This is a genomic window from Allorhizobium sp. nf9_anc, from assembly GCF_056323085.1.
In genome coordinates this window covers 66,758-83,691 of sequence record NZ_JBWHZM010000002.1, presented here as the reverse complement: position 1 = coordinate 83,691, position 16,934 = coordinate 66,758, and the positions used below count along the sequence as shown (strand labels likewise).

The 16,934-nt window shown below is 59.4% G+C and carries 15 protein-coding genes and 1 pseudogene; 4 read left to right on the top strand and 12 right to left on the bottom strand.

What is annotated here, in order from left to right:
• Nucleotides 1–98: 98 nt before the first annotated feature.
• A protein-coding gene (locus AC02Y0_RS22550; protein WP_476384300.1) for an IS3 family transposase occupies nt 99–1,258 on the top strand; the annotation gives its coding sequence in 2 pieces (ribosomal slippage) (nt 99–363 and nt 363–1,258; 1,161 coding nt in all).
• Nucleotides 1,259–1,556: 298 nt separating this feature from the next.
• Here AC02Y0_RS22550 and tssI (AC02Y0_RS22545) read toward each other — a convergent pair.
• From tssI (AC02Y0_RS22545) to tssH, 12 genes and pseudogenes are all read right to left on the bottom strand, one after another.
• A pseudogene (gene tssI / locus AC02Y0_RS22545) lies at nt 1,557–2,468 on the bottom strand (type VI secretion system tip protein TssI/VgrG); the annotation flags it as partial.
• 21 nt (nt 2,469–2,489) lie between these two features.
• Nucleotides 2,490–2,795, bottom strand: a complete 306-nt coding sequence (locus tag AC02Y0_RS22540) for a PAAR domain-containing protein (protein WP_476384327.1) — start codon at nt 2,793–2,795, stop codon at nt 2,490–2,492.
• Nucleotides 2,796–2,833: 38 nt separating this feature from the next.
• Nucleotides 2,834–3,223 carry a hypothetical protein gene (locus tag AC02Y0_RS22535; protein WP_476384326.1) on the bottom strand — a complete coding sequence of 130 codons (390 nt, stop codon included), beginning with the start codon at nt 3,221–3,223 and terminating at the stop codon, nt 2,834–2,836.
• Between the two features lie 60 nt (nt 3,224–3,283).
• Nucleotides 3,284–4,045, bottom strand: a complete 762-nt coding sequence (locus tag AC02Y0_RS22530) for a hypothetical protein (protein ID WP_476384325.1) — start codon at nt 4,043–4,045, stop codon at nt 3,284–3,286.
• On the bottom strand, nt 4,042–4,995 hold the full coding sequence (locus AC02Y0_RS22525; protein ID WP_476384324.1) for a DUF4123 domain-containing protein: 954 nt from the start codon (nt 4,993–4,995) through the stop codon (nt 4,042–4,044). Before AC02Y0_RS22525 ends, AC02Y0_RS22530 begins: the two co-directional genes overlap by 4 nt.
• Before the next feature lie 2 nt (nt 4,996–4,997).
• Nucleotides 4,998–7,451, bottom strand: coding sequence for a type VI secretion system tip protein TssI/VgrG (gene tssI / locus AC02Y0_RS22520; protein ID WP_476384323.1), 2,454 nt, complete (start codon nt 7,449–7,451; stop codon nt 4,998–5,000).
• 17 nt (nt 7,452–7,468) lie between these two features.
• The gene (locus AC02Y0_RS22515) at nt 7,469–7,972 is read right to left on the bottom strand and encodes a T6SS effector amidase Tae4 family protein (protein ID WP_476384322.1); all 504 of its coding nucleotides are present in this window, start codon (nt 7,970–7,972) and stop codon (nt 7,469–7,471) included.
• A 12-nt stretch (nt 7,973–7,984) separates the two neighbouring features.
• On the bottom strand, nt 7,985–8,437 hold the full coding sequence (locus AC02Y0_RS22510; RefSeq protein WP_476384321.1) for a Rap1a/Tai family immunity protein: 453 nt from the start codon (nt 8,435–8,437) through the stop codon (nt 7,985–7,987).
• A 63-nt stretch (nt 8,438–8,500) separates the two neighbouring features.
• Nucleotides 8,501–9,163, bottom strand: a complete 663-nt coding sequence (locus tag AC02Y0_RS22505) for a contact-dependent growth inhibition system immunity protein (RefSeq protein ID WP_476384320.1) — start codon at nt 9,161–9,163, stop codon at nt 8,501–8,503.
• 18 nt (nt 9,164–9,181) lie between these two features.
• Complete coding sequence (locus tag AC02Y0_RS22500) at nt 9,182–10,054, bottom strand: RNase A-like domain-containing protein (RefSeq protein ID WP_476384319.1); 873 nt, start codon at nt 10,052–10,054, stop codon at nt 9,182–9,184.
• Between the two features lie 97 nt (nt 10,055–10,151).
• Nucleotides 10,152–10,628 carry an Hcp family type VI secretion system effector gene (locus AC02Y0_RS22495; protein WP_476384318.1) on the bottom strand — a complete coding sequence of 159 codons (477 nt, stop codon included), beginning with the start codon at nt 10,626–10,628 and terminating at the stop codon, nt 10,152–10,154.
• A gap of 34 nt (nt 10,629–10,662) precedes the next feature.
• Nucleotides 10,663–13,443 carry a type VI secretion system ATPase TssH gene (tssH, locus tag AC02Y0_RS22490; RefSeq protein ID WP_476384317.1) on the bottom strand — a complete coding sequence of 927 codons (2,781 nt, stop codon included), beginning with the start codon at nt 13,441–13,443 and terminating at the stop codon, nt 10,663–10,665.
• Nucleotides 13,444–13,673: 230 nt separating this feature from the next.
• Here tssH and tssA point away from each other — a divergent pair, with 230 nt between their 5' ends.
• The 3 genes from tssA to tssC all read left to right on the top strand — a co-directional run bounded on the left by tssA (nt 13,674) and on the right by tssC (nt 16,907).
• Complete coding sequence (tssA, locus tag AC02Y0_RS22485) at nt 13,674–14,732, top strand: type VI secretion system protein TssA (RefSeq protein WP_476384316.1); 1,059 nt, start codon at nt 13,674–13,676, stop codon at nt 14,730–14,732.
• A gap of 86 nt (nt 14,733–14,818) precedes the next feature.
• A complete protein-coding gene (gene tssB / locus AC02Y0_RS22480) occupies nt 14,819–15,328 on the top strand; it encodes a type VI secretion system contractile sheath small subunit (RefSeq protein ID WP_476384315.1) in 510 nt (169 codons plus the stop codon).
• 97 nt (nt 15,329–15,425) lie between these two features.
• Complete coding sequence (tssC, locus tag AC02Y0_RS22475; RefSeq protein WP_476384314.1) at nt 15,426–16,907, top strand: type VI secretion system contractile sheath large subunit; 1,482 nt, start codon at nt 15,426–15,428, stop codon at nt 16,905–16,907.
• Nucleotides 16,908–16,934 lie beyond the last annotated feature (27 nt).

The following is a 16,934-nucleotide window of genomic DNA, read 5'->3' as shown; positions in this document are numbered from 1 at the left end:
CATCCAGGACGGCAAATGCTGGACTTCCCGCATTGGTCTGCCCCCTGAAAAGTGGTCCTTTTTGAAGTATGGCTTATGAGCCGAAGAAGGACATTGAAATGGCAGTGAAAAGACACAAGGCGGAAGAGATCGTCACAAAGCTTCGTCAGGTTGACGTGCTGAATGCGCAGGGCAAATCGATGGCGGAGGCGATCCGGTCGATAGGCGTGACGGAAGTTACATATTACCGCTGGCGGGCAGAATACGGTGGCCTGAAGAGCGATCAGGTGAAGCGTCTGAAGGAATTGGAGACCGAGAACGCTCGCCTCCGCCGGGCAGTTTCTGATCTGACCTTGGACAAGATGATCCTTGCGGAGGCCGCCAGGGGAAACTTCTAAGCCCCGCCCGCCGCCGCGCCTGTGTGGACCATGTCACTGCAGAACTGGGCGTGTCCGAACGACGGGCATGCCGGGTTCTCGGCCAACATCGTTCCACACAGCGCAAGATCGCAAAGAGCCCTGATGACGAAGCGGCATTGACTGCCGACATCACGGCGCTCGCCCTCCAATATGGCCGCTATGGCTATCGCCGCATCACCGCGATGCTGCACCAGGCGGGTTGGATCGTGAACGTCAAGCGGGTCGAGCGGATATGGCGGCGTGAGGGGCTGAAGGTTCCATCCAAGCAACCCAAGCGCGGGCGGCTCTGGCTAAACGACAGCTCGTGTATCCGGCTTCGACCGGAATACCCCAACCATGTCTGGTCCTACGATTTTGTCGAGGACCGGACCCACAGTGGAAAGAAAATCCGCATGCTAAACGTGATCGACGAGTTCACGCGAGAATGCATCGCCATCAGGGTCGAGAGAAGGCTGAAGGCTGTCGACGTGATCGATGTGCTCTCCGATCTCTTCATCCTACGCGGCATTCCTGCGCATATTCGTTCCGATAACGGCCCTGAGTTCATCGCCAAGGCTTTGAGGGAGTGGATTACGCTGGTCGGTGCCAAGACGGCCTACATCATGCCGGGCAGCCCGTGGGAAAACGGCTATTGCGAGAGCTTCAATTCCAAGCTCAGGGATGAGCTGCTCAACGGAGAAATCTTCTACACGCTCAAGGAGGCGAAGATCATTATCGAGGGTTGGCGGAGGCACTACAACACCGTTCGTCCGCACTCGTCACTGAACTACAAGCCACCCGCACCTGAAGCCACCGTGTGGCCGCGCCAGAACGGACCTGCTTCAACGCCAGCAGTGGCGGCCAGACCAAGCATGCACTAACATTAAACCCGGATCACCCAATGGGGGCAGGCCACTTGGAGTCAATTCCAGCCGATACGTACAAACTACCCGCAACATTGCTTGTATAATTAGCGCCAACGGTAGATAAATATACACCTCCGACATATACACTGTATATTTATGACGCACTAATTGTAATTGAGTTAGCTGCATTCAGCGTGAAATTTCCATGACCAAGTTTTTCAGTGGGAAGTGCATCTATGAAATAAGCAGCAGGCCTCATCCCAAATACATCATGCCTTGCATTACCGCTAATTATATTGCCCATCATCCCTGAACCTATATTTAAAGATAGATTCTGCGCGATATTTTGGGTACTCGATCTTTCAACCTCGACGAGAGACATTCCGCCTATCGATGTAATTTTGTTCGCATCCACACGCTCAGTAGAATGATTTTCGACTTTGGCTGTGAAATCTTTTTGGGCATGAAGAAAAACTTCTTCACGTCCTTTCTCGTCCTCAAATGTCAGCTCATTGAAGCCCTGGCCTTTGTGCGTATTCGTCCTGAACACGCTCTTGGTCTTATTCGCCGGCAGCTCATACGGCACGGCATTGGCCGGGTTCGGCACCACACCGACGACCAGCGGCCGGTCGGGGTCGCCGTCGACATAGGCGACCATCACCTCCATGCCGATGCGCGGGATGATTTGGCTGCCCCAGGTGCCGCCGCCCCAGCTTTGCGCCACGCGAACCCAGCAGGTGTCCGTGCCGTCCTTCTTGGCCTTTCGGTCCCAGGGAAACCACAGCTTGATGCGGCCATATTGATCCGGATGGATCTCCTCGCCCGTGGGGCCGGCAACGATCGCCACCTGCGTGCCCTCGATCTTCGGCCGCTTCGTCTCGCGATGCGGGGTGAGCGGCACGCGCGCCGGCAGGGCCTCGAAGCTGTTCTCGTATTCCGGCAGATCGGTCGAGGTCTCGTAGGACCGGTCCACCACCTGATGGCGGATGGCGATGATCACGTGTTCTTCATAAACATGATCCGGATGGGCGACCTCGTACGGGGTAAAGCGCCGGCCGGCTTCCAGAATGCGCGAGGTCGAGCCGCCATGCACACGGTCATGATCGGCCTCCGTCGCCTGCACCCTGAGCTTCTCGGCCCGCTCCGCCTCGGCGACTGAGGAAATGCGGGCGGGATATTCGTAGAGCTCGCGGCTGATCGCATCCGGCATCTTCACCAGCGACGGCCTTGTGGCCCGTCCCTGCCCTCACTCGAACGTGATCCACGGAACGCCTTGGACCAGCCTTCCGCCATGTGCACAGGCATCGCCCAACCGGGCGATCTTTTTGCCCTGAATGCTGGCGACTGATGACCCACTCGTGATTTTATCCGACGTTGTTGGAACTCCCGTGCACAGCAGGCTATCTCCAACGATGGCGATGGGCACACCGTCGACGGTGACGAAGTTCTGCTGCGTTGATAAGACCGGGCCGCCGATATGCGGCTTTGGGCCAGGATCGACCATTGGGCAAACATGCATATGGCCCTTGAGCGTAACAGGCATGGCAGCCATAGCTTATTCCTCTGATTGAAAAATATATCGAACCAGCTTCAGCTCAAAAAGCTGATAGGGGTTAATTCGTCTCGTAGCGATTGCCATTCTTCAAGCACGGATATCGTCATTGCTTTGTTTTCTTGGTCATCGTCATGGAAACCGGTCAGCGAAAGGCCCAGTTTGAGAAAAACGATAAAGCCGTACATCTCGAACGCTTCACCAGCTTCAGCCTCCATTGCTTTTAAAACTGACAAGGGTTCGGCTGCGAAAACATCGGTATCCTTGTATGTAATGCCTAAAGAATAACGCGTCGCCCCAATTCGATACAAAACGTCGTTGCGAAACGCTAGGTTTAAGTAATTTTCAAAGTAAAGCTCGGTTACGTCATCGCGGACAGAGCGATCTAATTCCTGACCGAGGATAGTCCGTGATTCACTGATAGTCATTCCGAACTTCAAATTTCCGAGACCCTGAGCGGGATATATTTCTAGCGTCATATCACTTCCTTACGATACTGGAGGGTCAGAAGGACTAGTTCTGCCCGACCCTGGCGAAACTGGATCGGGTACAGTTACGTCTACAGGCGTATCGACCTCCTTGGGTTTGTTCAAGCCATGCTTCTCGCGGCATGCAGCATACTCTTCAGCCTCTTTTATAGCCTCGTCGTATCTGGTTGGGTCTCCGGCCTCTTTTGCAATCCGGCGGGCGTCGTCGATGTCCATTTGCAAAGCTTCTTTGTATTTTCCATCTCTGATCAGCTCGCCCTGTTTCGCGCGCCATCTAGCTCCATCTGCGCCTTTGTTGCCATTGCTCATGGTTTTCCTGTGATCAAGTTCCTCCATTTGTATTGCGGGGAGATCATTAAAGTCGGATTTGGGAAAGGAATCTTTTGCTGGCATGTGGTGTGAGTCCAACTTATCCCCCCGCGGCTTCGCCATCTCTTTATGGGCGCCACCTCTATACTTTCCGGAACCCTGACCTCGCCTCAGATGCTCGCACGGATCTTTTGGCTTACAGTTTCCGGTGGCGCAATCATCTGTATCGGCTATTGGTTTGGTTTTAGATTCAACATTCTCGTTCGCATCCTCCAAGTAACTGGCTAACGCTTCTGCAGCCGCACGCCCCGCGTAACCGCCAACCCTTGACCCTACCGCGCGACCTATCCATGCACCCACAGGCCCGCCAAAAACGCCGCCTATTACGCCGCCTAGAGCTCCGCCCGCTACTTGCCCTCCAACCTGCCCCACAGTTCCCGCGACAGCGCTCATAGATCGAAACCTTTTATGGCCCCAGATCGCATCGCATCGGCAGTATGACCGATGAGCGTCTTTACTTGATTGTCTGGCGTAGTGTTTTCCTGTTGAATGAAGCTCCTGACTTCGGGTAGCTCTGCTGCTTTGCCATCCGACAGCACCATCACAGATGCCCAACGGGCTCGTCCACGCTCGCTTTTTATGCCGAGGTCATCAGCCGACACTTCGCTTGCGAGCGTAGCACCCCAGAAGAAGTCGTCGTTCAAGCCGGTAAAATGCGGTGGTGGATTTGCTTTCAAAAACCGAGCTATTCTCAGACGAGAAGAGTGAAGCATCGCTGCTTTCAGCTTTTCCATCTGATCCTGTTCAATGCGCAAGGGGCCGGGAGGAGCAACAGGCAGGTCTGCTGGCGCTTTCACTCTTTTTACCCCACCATAATCCGGTGCGTTCATTACGGCGCAATCTGCTGGACCAAGGAATCGAGCAAGCTGCGAGCGTGTCAAAATTGGGAGTAGAGCGCCGAGGACATTAGGATCCCAGTGACGGAACAACACACGTTCATACTGTTGCGAACTTGTGCTTTGCGGATCGGCACCAGCTTGCTCCAGCGGGATCATAACCTCATTGAGGGTGCGCAGATGGCGATAGAGTCTGTCATCTCCAGCCGGACAAGACCAATAGACAGCGCACGCATGTTTTGAATCGAGCCAGCCGATGTAAGAGCGCACTGGAACAGCCGCGAGATCAACCAACCATGGTCCTGCCAAACGAAAATCGGCAGATGCACCTTCAAGGAACAAGGAACGCGCGCTTATGCCCTCTTCATGAAGCAGCCGTGGAAGGTCATCGAATGCGCCCCCATCCAGAACAACCGAGACCGGTCCCGTCATCGCCTCTGTGGCCTGTCTCGTGAGTTCGGCGGTTTCGTTCGGATTTGGCAGATCGATTACGGGTGTATCGGTCATAATCAAATCCTCACAAATGGCGTGGAATTACGTGACATCGACTTCAAGCAGGAGCCACTGTCACCCGGCCCACCTTTCTTGAAGTTAATCTGGTTGCCCTCGATATCGATCTTCAGTGCAAACAGCTTGATGCCCGTTTTCGTCAGGGAGATGTAACCTCCCGGGGTAGAAAGCCTGATTTCGTCATCTGCGAAAATCTCCCAGACTTTCGCCTCGCCGTGGTACTTGTCCTCAGAGACAAGATTGTAGAGTTTACCGACATTGACGGTGATCTTCTCACCGACGCGGGTGTACTGGCCTGTTCCGATCTCGACATATTGCTCATTGCCGATTGTCAGGTTCTGCTGCTTGCCAACCTGGCGAACTTCGGTCTGCCCGATATTGGTCACCTTGCTGACGCCGATTTGCTCGGCCTTCGCAACACCCACTGACGTTGACTGAAACGCACCGACGATCGTGTTCATGATGCCGGGGAGCGGAAACAACCCACCGGCATCCTCGCCGACGCCTGTTCCCGATCCGGCCAGCGCCGTGCCGGCATCCGCCCTCGGGCTTGGGCCCGAGACGACGCCCTCGCGTGCGGCCATGCCGCCGGAACCCAGGAAGCCGAGTGCGGACGATGCGAGCGTGGTGGCGAAGGCGGCGATACCGGGGCCGCCGCCGCCGGCAATCTGAGCGGCTTGGGAGAGGAGCCCCGCTGTCTGGCCTGACAGCGCCTGAACGCCGGCCATGGCCAGCATCGCCATCGGTCCCGTTCCGCCGACCACCGTGTTCACCGAGCCGCCGATCTCATGCTTCTGGTTGCCCGCCACTTCGACGGCCCGGTTGCCGCCGACCGAGGCCACCTCGTGCCGGTCGATGCGCTTGGTGCGGTCGTTGAGCACCCGTGTCGTCTGGTCCTTCTGGGCATGGAAGAACTGGTTCTCCCGGCCCGCCTCGTCCTCGAACGAGATCTCGTTGAAGCCCTGACCCTTATGGGTGTTGGAGCGCAGCACCATGCGCGTCTTATTCGCCGGCAGCTCATACGGCACGGCATTGGCCGGGTTCGGCACCACGCCGACGACCAGCGGCCGGTCGGGATCGCCGTCGACATAGGCGACCATCACCTCCATGCCGATGCGCGGGATGATTTGGCTGCCCCAGGTGCCGCCGCCCCAGCTTTGCGCCACGCGAACCCAGCAAGTATCCGTCCCGTCCTTCTTGGCCTTCCGGTCCCAGGGGAACCACAGCTTGATCCGGCCATATTGGTCCGGGTGGATCTCCTCGCCGGAGGGTCCGGCGACGATCGCCACCTGCGTGCCCTCGATCTTCGGCCGCTTCGTCTCCCGATGCGGGGTGAGCGGCACCCGCGCCGGCAGGGCCTCGAACGTGTTCTCGTATTCCGGCAGATCGGTCGAGGTCTCATAGGACCGGTCGACCACCTGATGGCGGATGGCGATGATCACGTGTTCTTCATAAACATGATCCGGATGGGCCACCTCGTAAGGGGTAAAGCGCCGGCCGGCTTCCAGAATGCGCGAGGTCGAGCCGCCATGCACACGGTCATGATCGGCCTCCGTCGCCTGCACCCTGAGCTTCTCGGCCCGCTCCGCCTCGGCAACCGTGGAAATGCGGGCGGGATACTCATAGAGCTCGCGCTTGATCGCATCCGGCATCTGGATGAGCGAGGGCGTCTCGGCGCGCGGCACCATGGAGGGCGTCTCAAAGTTCCAGTCGCCGCCGGTGCGTTTGCCCGGCACATAGGCGAAGTGGCGCTGCCACTCGGTGATATGGTTGCGATCCGACGAGCCCTGCGCCAGCCGCACCCGGCCTTCGCCTTGCGCCGACGGCGAGGGATCGAGCCAGGCGGACGCAGTATCACCCACATGCAGCGTGTGGCGGCCGTCCTCGTGGGAGAACCAGTAGAAGAGACCGTCCTCCTCCAGACGCCGGGTCAGATAGGCGAGATCCGTCTCGTTCCACTGCACGCTGTAATGCTGCGATGGCGGCGGGGTGATCACGCCCGACGTGTCGGCGGCCGGAATGCCGTGCTCGGAAAACAGCGTGTCCAGCACGTCGAGTGCCGTCTTGTCCATCCAGATGCGGCAATCGGACCGGCGCGACAACAGCCACATCTGCGGCCGCAGCACCATGGCATAGGCGCGAAGCCCACGCGTGATCGGCGGCCCCTCGTTCAACGCCGTCACCAGGCCGTTGAACGGCCGGCGCACTGCCGAGCCCGCCTCGCCATCGCCCTGGGAAATCTCCAGCGACACGTCGACGAGGCGCCCGATCAGATCCTCCGGTTTCACCTGCGGCTTTTTCGACCGCGCCGACAGTCGGATCTCGAAGAGCCGGTTGACCCCCTCCTCGACCACCACGCGCTCCGGCAGCAACTGGTCCTCGCCCAGGGGCGAGGCGATCTTCAGCACACGGCTGGCCTGGATGAAATCGGCGGCGGAGGATTGCTCGTTCATGGGGGCACCTCGGTGGGTTACGACAGACGGCCTGATACGAGCGGCCAGAACCAGATCGCGCGGGACTGGTAGTAGCAGGCCGACGCACATTGCGCGGCATCGGCGGCCCCGGTCACGAGATCGATGTGCCCGCCGCCCGGATAACCCGGGACACCATGGAACGCGACGACCCCCTTGCGGGCACCGATGCCGGTCTGCGCCGTCTGCGGGGTGAAGGTCTCATACGAGCCCAGATAACCGGGTCGCGCGAGAAGATCCGCGAGCTTGCGCATCGACACCTCGACGCCCTTGCCGCTGTGCGGCCCCTTCAGGATGTTGTGCGACTTCGGCGCGATCCTCACACCGGATTTCACCAGCGCCAGGCTGACCCTCAGCGCGCAGGTATTGGCATAGAGCGGATTCCGCGCCAGCGATTCCCAGCCGATCTCCTGGAACAGATCCGGCTGGCTGACGTAATTGGCCCTGTGGGACGCGCTGCTCGAATAGTTGGACAGCAGAGTATCGAAGGAAACGGTAATCATCTCGGCTCCGGATCATTGATCTTTGCAGGGAAAGGATTTGCTCAGGGCTGCAGCCACGGGGATCGCGGCATTTTGCGCGAGGGCCTCGGGGCTCAACGTTTGCAGCTCGGTGAAGACGCGATCGGTCAGTTCATGAATGAGGATGCCCCCCTCCATGCACCAGAGCTTGCCGTCGGTCGCATCGGCGACACCGGCGACATAGGCCGCGCCGCGCTCGAAGGACACCTGGCGGCGCAGTTCGACATCGGCGATCTCGGGAGCGGCCTCGCCCTTCAGCGCCGCAAGCAACTGGACGCCGTTCATCCGCCAGACATCGGCCTGCTGAGCAATTGCCGGGGTGACGATCGCCAGCAGCGGCAGCGCCGCCATGCAGCGCGAGACGGGGCGCCGGATATGCCTTGGTCGGGCGATCCCCGCCTCGGTCACCACGCGCTCTTCGCCCGGCAGCGAGGCGATCTTCGACATATGGCTCGGCCTATTCAAATCCGGTCGCCCAACGCTCTTATTCATGGGATATACGCCTCTTTCTCATGCCGCATCGAAGCCTCCGACGCCTGCGGTATCGGCTGCGATTGCCTCGACGGCACGCTTGAATTCTTCGAATGTGCCGATCGGGGTGGCCTTAAGATCCAGCCACCTTTTGGCGAAAACTGAGGTTGCGCGATGGCCGTAGAGAGATTGGAAACCCCGCATTTCAGCCATGAGCGCCTGGCTTTGGGCCGGGGAGAGCGCGGTGAGATGGAGCGCCATTGCATGCGGCAGGTCGTCTGCCCCCTGCACGCCCAGTCGGCGCGCCTCCGCACTGACGAGCGGTAGATCCGTGCAGGCACGCGCAAGGCGACGCAGGTGAGGAAATTCTGCCTGCAGATCCTCCTCAAGAAAGTCTCGAAAAGCGGCGGGATCGTCGATCAGGCTTGCGATCATGCGCAAGAAGTCCTGGATCCCGAAATCGACTTCGCGGGGATCGAGGTCGTCTCCGAAGGTCTGGAGGAAGATCTCGTCCAGATCGGCGGCGTGGGTTTGCAGAAATCCGGTGATATCTGCCCGCAATGCATTTCCGTCGGCCCGAGACAGGCCACGCACATACAAGGCTACCGCCTCGGGAACGGTCTCGGCCTCGAGATCCATGTCCTGATGGAAGCAGCAAGCCATCAATGTGGCTAGAGCAGGATAAGCCGGATCAGCGTTCATCGCTTCTGCGCTCCTGCATCACGGAATGGGAAAGGAGGTCAGCACGAAATATGGGCGACCCGCGTGGAATTCTCGCATCAGCCGCACCTCGATACGGGTCATTGGCTGAATGCGTTGCGTGGACTTCAAGATGCCTCGTCCGACTTCGCGGCCAAGATCGAGTTCGAGTCTCAGCACATCGCCTTTGCCGGCATTACGCGACCAGGCAAAGATCCGCGCCCGATTGCTCTGCAAGGCCCGCGTGATCGCCCGCTCGGCTGTGGCCAGATCGGCATAGGTCGAGATCGACTTGGGTGCACGCCCCCGGCCTGCCATCTGGCTCATCCGCTGCGTCAGTTGCGCATCCGTCCAGCCGACATGCCGCGCGATCGTGTGGCCGCCGATGGAAGTCCCAACTTGCGCTTCCTGGCGCATCAGCGAAATCCGCCCCGCGCGGACGGCCCCGACGCGCACCGCGCCGGCCATTGCCGAACCCGCAAGCGGAACCAGGATCTGGACGGCAAGCGAAACGTTTTCTGCCGTCTGCGGGCTTGCACCAAGACCGCGCGCCAGCGATTCCACGCCCTTTTCCGACAAGGCCTTTACATCGCGTCCGGACCAGACCTGGCGTGCTCCGGTCACGCACTGGTCGATGCCGTGAGCACCGAGCGCTATGCCACCCGCCTTTGTCAGCATGGTTGGCTCTGGCGCCGCCAACAACGCGCCTGCACTGACGAGTTCGGCGCCACATCCCAACAGCCGAAGCCCACCAATGACGCGATTTCCGACGGTTCCCTGGGGCTCAACCGTCACCTGCTCCAGAACCGCTGCAAGCTGAACGGCCGATAGCGCGATCCTGAGACCATCCTGGGGTTCGATCTCTCCGACGCGCGGAGACGCCAAGGCCACCATATATCCCTCCAGACAATGACGTAGTGAACGCTTTTCGCAGTTTCTGGACTTGCGGCCCGGGCGCAGCGGCCCGGGTCGCAAACCAATCTTTGGACGATCAGGCGGCCTTGGTGGTGGCCAGATCGTAGGAGGCGATCATCGGCGACTGCGGCGACTGGTTTTCGTCGAATGGGGTGTACTTCACTTCCATCTTGGTGAAGTTCAGCTTCACCGTTTCGACCGGGCGATCCCCGTTGGAATCGATCGAATAGCTCGCGATCAGCGTATTGGTGAGCGAGTATTCGATATAGGTGTCACCTGGATTGCCGGTGGTCACCATGTGGATGACGGCGCGCTTGCCCGTGCGACCCGAGCAGGCCTCCTGGAACAGCTTGGTCGAGGAGCTGTCCGACACTTTGGTGAGGATGACTTCCGAGACGGTGGGCTCGGAGGCTTCACGGTTCGCAGCCGAACCCGCGGAGGTGTTCATGTTGCGCGAAACATTCCAATGAATGGCTTCGATATCCATCCACTTGCGGTGCTGCTCATGGGTTGCATCACCTTGAATACCATCGATCTGCAAATAAATCGGCATGCGTCTGATCTCCTGTAAGAATGAATAGGTCGGTCTACGGCACGTTGTTCTTCCGCCGTGCCCCTCCCCTCGCCCCTCGGGGCTTCGGGGCTTCTGCATCCGGAGCATCAGCCGCCGGAGCGACCGCAGCACCAGATTTCCCATCGACGTCGATTTCGTGCGCCTCGATTGTGAAGCGATGGCCATCGTGTCGAATCGTGATCTCCTCGACGCGGACACCGCGTGTCAGCGTGTCGAGAAGGAAGGTCGAAAGCACCGGCATCAGGTCGCGCATGATCATCAGCTCGATGGCGCGCGCGCCGAGTTCGCTGGTCCGGGCGCGAGAGACGAGACTGCCGCGCGCCTGCTCCGTCAGCACGATGCGGGCGCCATAGGTCGCCTTCACCCGATCGGCGATACGCCGCAACTGGATATCGATGATGCCAGAAAGTGACGCGGCCGTGAGCGGCATGAAAGGCAATATGGTCGTTCGGCCAAGGAAGGCCGGCTTGAACCGCTGCTGCAATTCCGGAATCAGCAGGGCTTCCAAAGCTTCGCCTTCCGGCATGGTCTCGGGATCGACAGCCAGCGAGGCCAGCAATTCCGAGCCCGTATTGGCCGTCATGAAGATCGTGGTGTTGCGAAAATCGACATCACGGCCCTCGCTGTCCCGCAAGGAACCCTTGTCGAACATCTGGTAGAAGATGTCCTGAACGCCGGGATGCGCCTTATCGATTTCATCGAGCAGCAGCACTCCGAACGGGCGCCGCCTGACGGCTTCGGTCAGAATACCGCCCTCACCATATCCGACATAACCTGGCGGCGAACCGAGCAGGGTCGAGACTTTGTGCTCTTCCTTGAATTCGGACATGTTGATGGTCGTCAGGTGCTGACTTCCGCCGTAAAGAAGATCCGCGACGGACAGCGCGGTCTCGGTCTTGCCGGTGCCCGACATGCCGACCAGCAGGAACACCGCCGTCGGTCGGGTGGGATCCGAAAGTCCGGCCCGTGCTGTGCGAAGCGTAGACGCGATGCGGTTCAAGGCAGCATCCTGCCCAAGGACGCGTGCGTTCAGTCTCGTTTCCAGTGTGCGCACCGCTTCGACCTGATCGGAAAGCAGTTTGCCAACCGGAATGCCGGTCCAGCGGGACAGGACCGATGCAATCACGTCACGGTTGACGACCCTGGGCACCAGAGCCTCTTCACCTGCAGCTTCGGCAAGATTGCGCTCTGCAAGGACAAGTGCATCTTGTGGACGATCGGCTCTCGCCGACGGCGGAAAGACGGCGATGTTTTCGGCACTGTCCGCCGTAGCGCTTGGGATCGGTATGAGTGTCCCATCGGCGGAACACAGCTGTTCCAGCCGATCGGCCTCCTGCACGAGCCGCAGCTCGACATCGTGCTTGGCTTCGAGGAGTTCAATTTCGCGCAGGATGTCCTCGACCTCGACTGCGGTCGCCGCAAGACGTTCCGATCGCTGGCCTGTTTCCGGCTCGCCTGACAGCCAGTTCCTTTCGCGCTCCAGGAGCGAGAGTTCATGCTTGAGGTCGGATAGGCGCTCGGGTCGGGTCTGGCGCGCCAAAGCCACCGATGCGGCAGCCGTGTCCAGTAGGCTGATGGCCTTGTCCGGCAACTGCCGCGCCGGCAGGTAGCGCGCCGAAAGTTCCACGGACGCCCGGATCGCCTCGTCCCTGATGCGAACCCCATGGTGCCGCTTCAGACTGTCTGCAACGCCTCGCAGCATGCGGATGGCTGTGGCTTCATCCGGCTCCAATACCTGGACGATCTGGAAGCGCCGCGTCAATGCGGCGTCCTTCTCGATGAAACGTTTGTATTCGCTCCAGGTCGTGGCGGCTATGGTTCGCACCTCGCCACGCGCGAGGGCCGGCTTTAGGATGTTTGCCGCATCGCCTTGACCGGGCTGGCCTCCGGCGCCGATCAGACCATGGGCTTCATCGATGAACAGAATGACGGGATCGGGCGAATGTTTCGCCGCATCGACCACACCATGCAGACGCCGCTCGAATTCGCCCTTTACGCCTGCGCCAGCCTGGAGAAGTGTCAGATCGAGCAACAGGAGGCGAACGGCTCGAAGACGTTCGGGAACATCACCGCATGCGATCCCCAGCGCCAAAGCCTCGGCAATCGCCGTTTTACCCACGCCAGGTTCGCCCACGAGGATCGGATTGTTTTGCCGGCGACGCATCAAGATATCGACCACCTGCCGCAATTCCCGCTGGCGTCCGATCACCGGATCAAGCCGACCGGTTCGCGCATCTTCGGTCAGGTCACGCGTGTAGAGACGCAAAAATTCGTTGTCTGCCACCGGCTGCCGATGCGAGACGGGGTCGGGACCAACCTCGTCGAGCCGACCCGTTTCACCTTCTGCGGCGCGCTGAGCATCCAGCGCTGCACGATCAAGACGCAACAGAGACGGAACAGCCCCGCGCACGACGAAGCGTAGTGCTGAATCATCTAGCAAGGCGATCAACAGATCGGATGGCAAAACAGTTGTACGCCCGGCATGCAGCGACGCTGCCAACCAGGCCTCGCGACTGAGCGTCAGCAATTGCTCGGACAGAACAAGGGATACCCCATCATGGCGCGCGATATCGGAGAGGGCATAGTCGAGCTCAAGCCGCAGCACTTGAGGCTCTAGCCCCAGACGCCCGATCAGATCCGCGAAAGCGCTATCATCGAGCAATGCACGTAGCCAGTGCGGGATCTCGACAGCCGGATGACAAAAGCGGACAGCCAGAGACGCTCCTGTCTCAAGAGCGACACGCAGAGATGGCGTCAATTTTTGGACCAATCGGTCAATATCAATCTGCGGCATCGGTCAAATGTCATCCTGGGTTTCAAGTACGCCCACGCACAGGTTGTCTTTGAAGAGCTATGGCGCCCTTCGCGACCTGTCTAGTGCGCTACATCACAAAAATAGTTTTTTTAAGATTCTCCGACCTTGCCACAATTTTGTCGCGATCTTACGGGCGTTTTTCGCCGGTGTTTCCCTGCCGAACTTATCGGCTATTTGTAATATCTGAATTTTACGGAGAGTAATTCTGAATGAAATTCGAATCACTGTCCAAACCAATCTTAGATGACGCGCCATGCGGTCAAGATATTCGGCGAAATACTAATTCTCGTGATTTATATTTGAGAATTAAGGACTCCCGAAATATGGCCCGCGCAGCGGAGCGCAATGTCGAGCCAGGGCAGAGCGTCGGGATCTCTCCAATTTGGGGGGATGTTAACAATCTTGGGTTGCAGCTTCTGGGCTCCCATAGTAAAGACATTGAGGTGTTGGCATGGCTGATGGAGGCGCAACTCAGGCTTGAGGGCTTCTCGGGTCTTCGCAACATCTATGACGTGACAGCGTCGCTTCTGGAACAGCATTTCGACGGTCTCCATTCGATCGGCAATGACGATCCGGAAGAGCGGTTTGCACCGTTCGCCGGATTGAACGGTATCGGCAGCGAGGGAACGTTGATTCAGGCGATCAGGCTTGCACCCCTGACCCCGAATGCCAAATTCGGTCAAAACTCTCTCTGGGACTTTCAGGTTGCCCAACGACCGGGCGAAGATCGCGCTCGTGAAACGTTGCAGCAGGCGGCGCAGGACGTGGGGGCCGTCGCCATGACGGGTCATTTCAACACGATCAAGGCCTGCATTGCCCTGTTCGACCGGATTAACGAGATCCTGACCGAGCGGTGCGGCAGCCAGGCGCCGCCGAGTTCGAACACGCGCAATGCGCTGCTTGAGGCCGCGGCAGCGGTCAAATTTCTCGGGCGGGTCGATGACCAGACAGACGCCCCGGCAATCGGCGTGACCGTGCTGGATCCTGCGGCAGCAAGCAGAGACGAGCAGCAGCCCACCGCCTCCGCTACGCGACAATCCTTCGACCGCATAGGATCGAGAGAGGAAGCGTTCGAGGTCCTCCTCCTGGTGGCGCGCTATTTCCGCAAGACCGAGCCGCACTCGCCGCTCTCGATGTCGATCGAGACGCTGGTGCGTCGGGGCCGGATGGATTTTTCCCAATTGCTGGCAGAGCTGATGCCGGACGCAAACCAGCGTCAGGCCGTCATGAGCGCCGCCGGCATCCGGCAGATGCCCGATAGCATGTGACGAGACCAATTCCAGAGCGACGGTTCGCCTGGACTGCGACTGATCGAATTGAAACGGATCTGCCGTGAGGCAGGAAGGAGAGAAACATGGCGAGTGTTCACGAAAAGCTGGAGCGGGTCCGCAAGCCCCGCGTTCACATCAAGTACGAGGTGGAAACCGAAGGCGCGATGGTCGTCAAGGAACTGCCTTTCGTTGTCGGCGTGCTGGGAGATTTCTCAGGCAATCCGACCCAGCCGCTCAAGCCCTTCGGCGAACGGAAATTCGTTCAGATCGACAGGGACAATTTCGACGATGTGATGCAGCGCATGACGCCGGGACTGCAAATCGCCGTTGACAATACGCTGCAGAACGACGGCAGCCAAATGCAGGTATCGCTGAAATTCGAGCGCATGGAAGACTTCGAACCAGGCTCGGTAGTCCGGCAGGTACCTGCCCTGAAAGCGCTTCTGGATGCGAGAAACGAGTTGCGTGACCTGATGAGCAAGGCTGACCGCTCGGAGGATCTGGAGCGACTGCTCGAGGACATCCTGCAGAACAAGGGCGAGCTGACGGCTCTGATGGCACAGCTCGATGAAAAGAACCCGAACGGCAAATGAGCCCCTCGGCGGTCGCGATCGAGGCATCACGACCGCATGTTGATCACTCGGAGCATCGCGCCGGCGCGACAACGCTCCCACCCGGAAGGACTAAGACATGAGTGCTGAAACGCAAGTGCAGGGCAAGGCACAATCGATCTCGGCTGAAGGGGAAAACCTCCTCGCCAAGGTCGTGGCCGCCACGCGCCAGACGGAACCGGATCGGGCCCAGAGCCTGCTGCGGACGCTGACCGACCAAGCGATGAAGGGCACGGTCTCCTATGACCGCAACCTCACCATCACCTTGAACAACGCGATCGCCGAAATCGACAAGGCGATCTCGACACAGCTTGCGGCCATCATGCAGGCGCCCGACTTCGTGAAGCTGGAAGGAACCTGGCGCGGGCTGCAGTATCTCGTCAAGAACAGCGAGACAAGCGTCAACCTGAAGATCCGGGTGCTCAATGCGAGCAAGAGGGAGATCGCCAAGGATCTGGCAAAGGCTGTGGAATTCGACCAGTCGCGCCTGTTCAAGTCGATCTACGAAGACGAGTTCGGCACCCCAGGCGGCGAACCGATGGGCGCCTTGATAGGCGACTACCAGTTCGGCAATTCGTTCGACGATGTGCAGCTCCTGCAGGGCGTGTCGATGATTGCCGCAGCGTCCTTTGCGCCGTTCATTGCTGCGGCCAGCCCCGAAATGTTTGGCTTCGAGGACTTCACCGAACTCGCGAAACCGCGCGATCTTGAGAAGATATTCGAGACCGTCGAATATGCCAAGTGGCGGAGCTTCAGGGAAAGCGACGATTCGCGCTTCGTCACCTTGGCGCTTCCGCGTGTTCTGGCACGCATGCCCTACGGGCCGAAGACCATGCCGATCGACGACTTCAACTATGACGAAACCGGCGGCTCGAAAACCGGCGAGCTGCCGCATTCCTCCTATTGCTGGATGAACGCATCCTATGTCATGGGCACGCGCCTGACCGAGGCTTTTGCGAAAAGCGGCTGGTGTACCGCGATCCGCGGCGCTGAAAACGGCGGCAAGGTCGAGGGATTGCCGATGCACGTCTTCTCGAGCGACGATGGCGATCTGGACCTGAAATGCCCGACCGAAGTCGGCATCACCGACAGGCGCGATGCCGAACTCGGAAAACTCGGCTTCCTGCCGCTCTGCCACTACAAGAACACCGACTATGCGGTGTTTTTCGGTGCGCAAACGACCCACAAGGCGAAGCTCTACGATCGACCGGAGGCGACTGCCAATGCGGCTGTCTCCGCCCGCCTCCCCTATATCATGGCGACTTCGCGCTTCGCCCACTATCTGAAGGTGATGGGCCGCGACAAGATCGGCTCCTTCATGGAAGCCGAGGACTGCGAGGTCTGGCTCAATCGCTGGATCTCCAACTATGTCAACGCGAACGATGACGCCGGTGAGGAATCCCGAGCAAAGTACCCGTTGCGGGATGCGAAAGTGACCGTGCAGGAGATACCGGGACGCCCGGGTGCCTACAACGCCGTGGCATGGATGCGCCCCTGGCTGCAGATGGAGGAATTGACCACATCCCTGCGCATGGTCGCCCGTATTCCGAGCAAGAACTGATGCAATCAGGCGCGGGCAGAACCACTG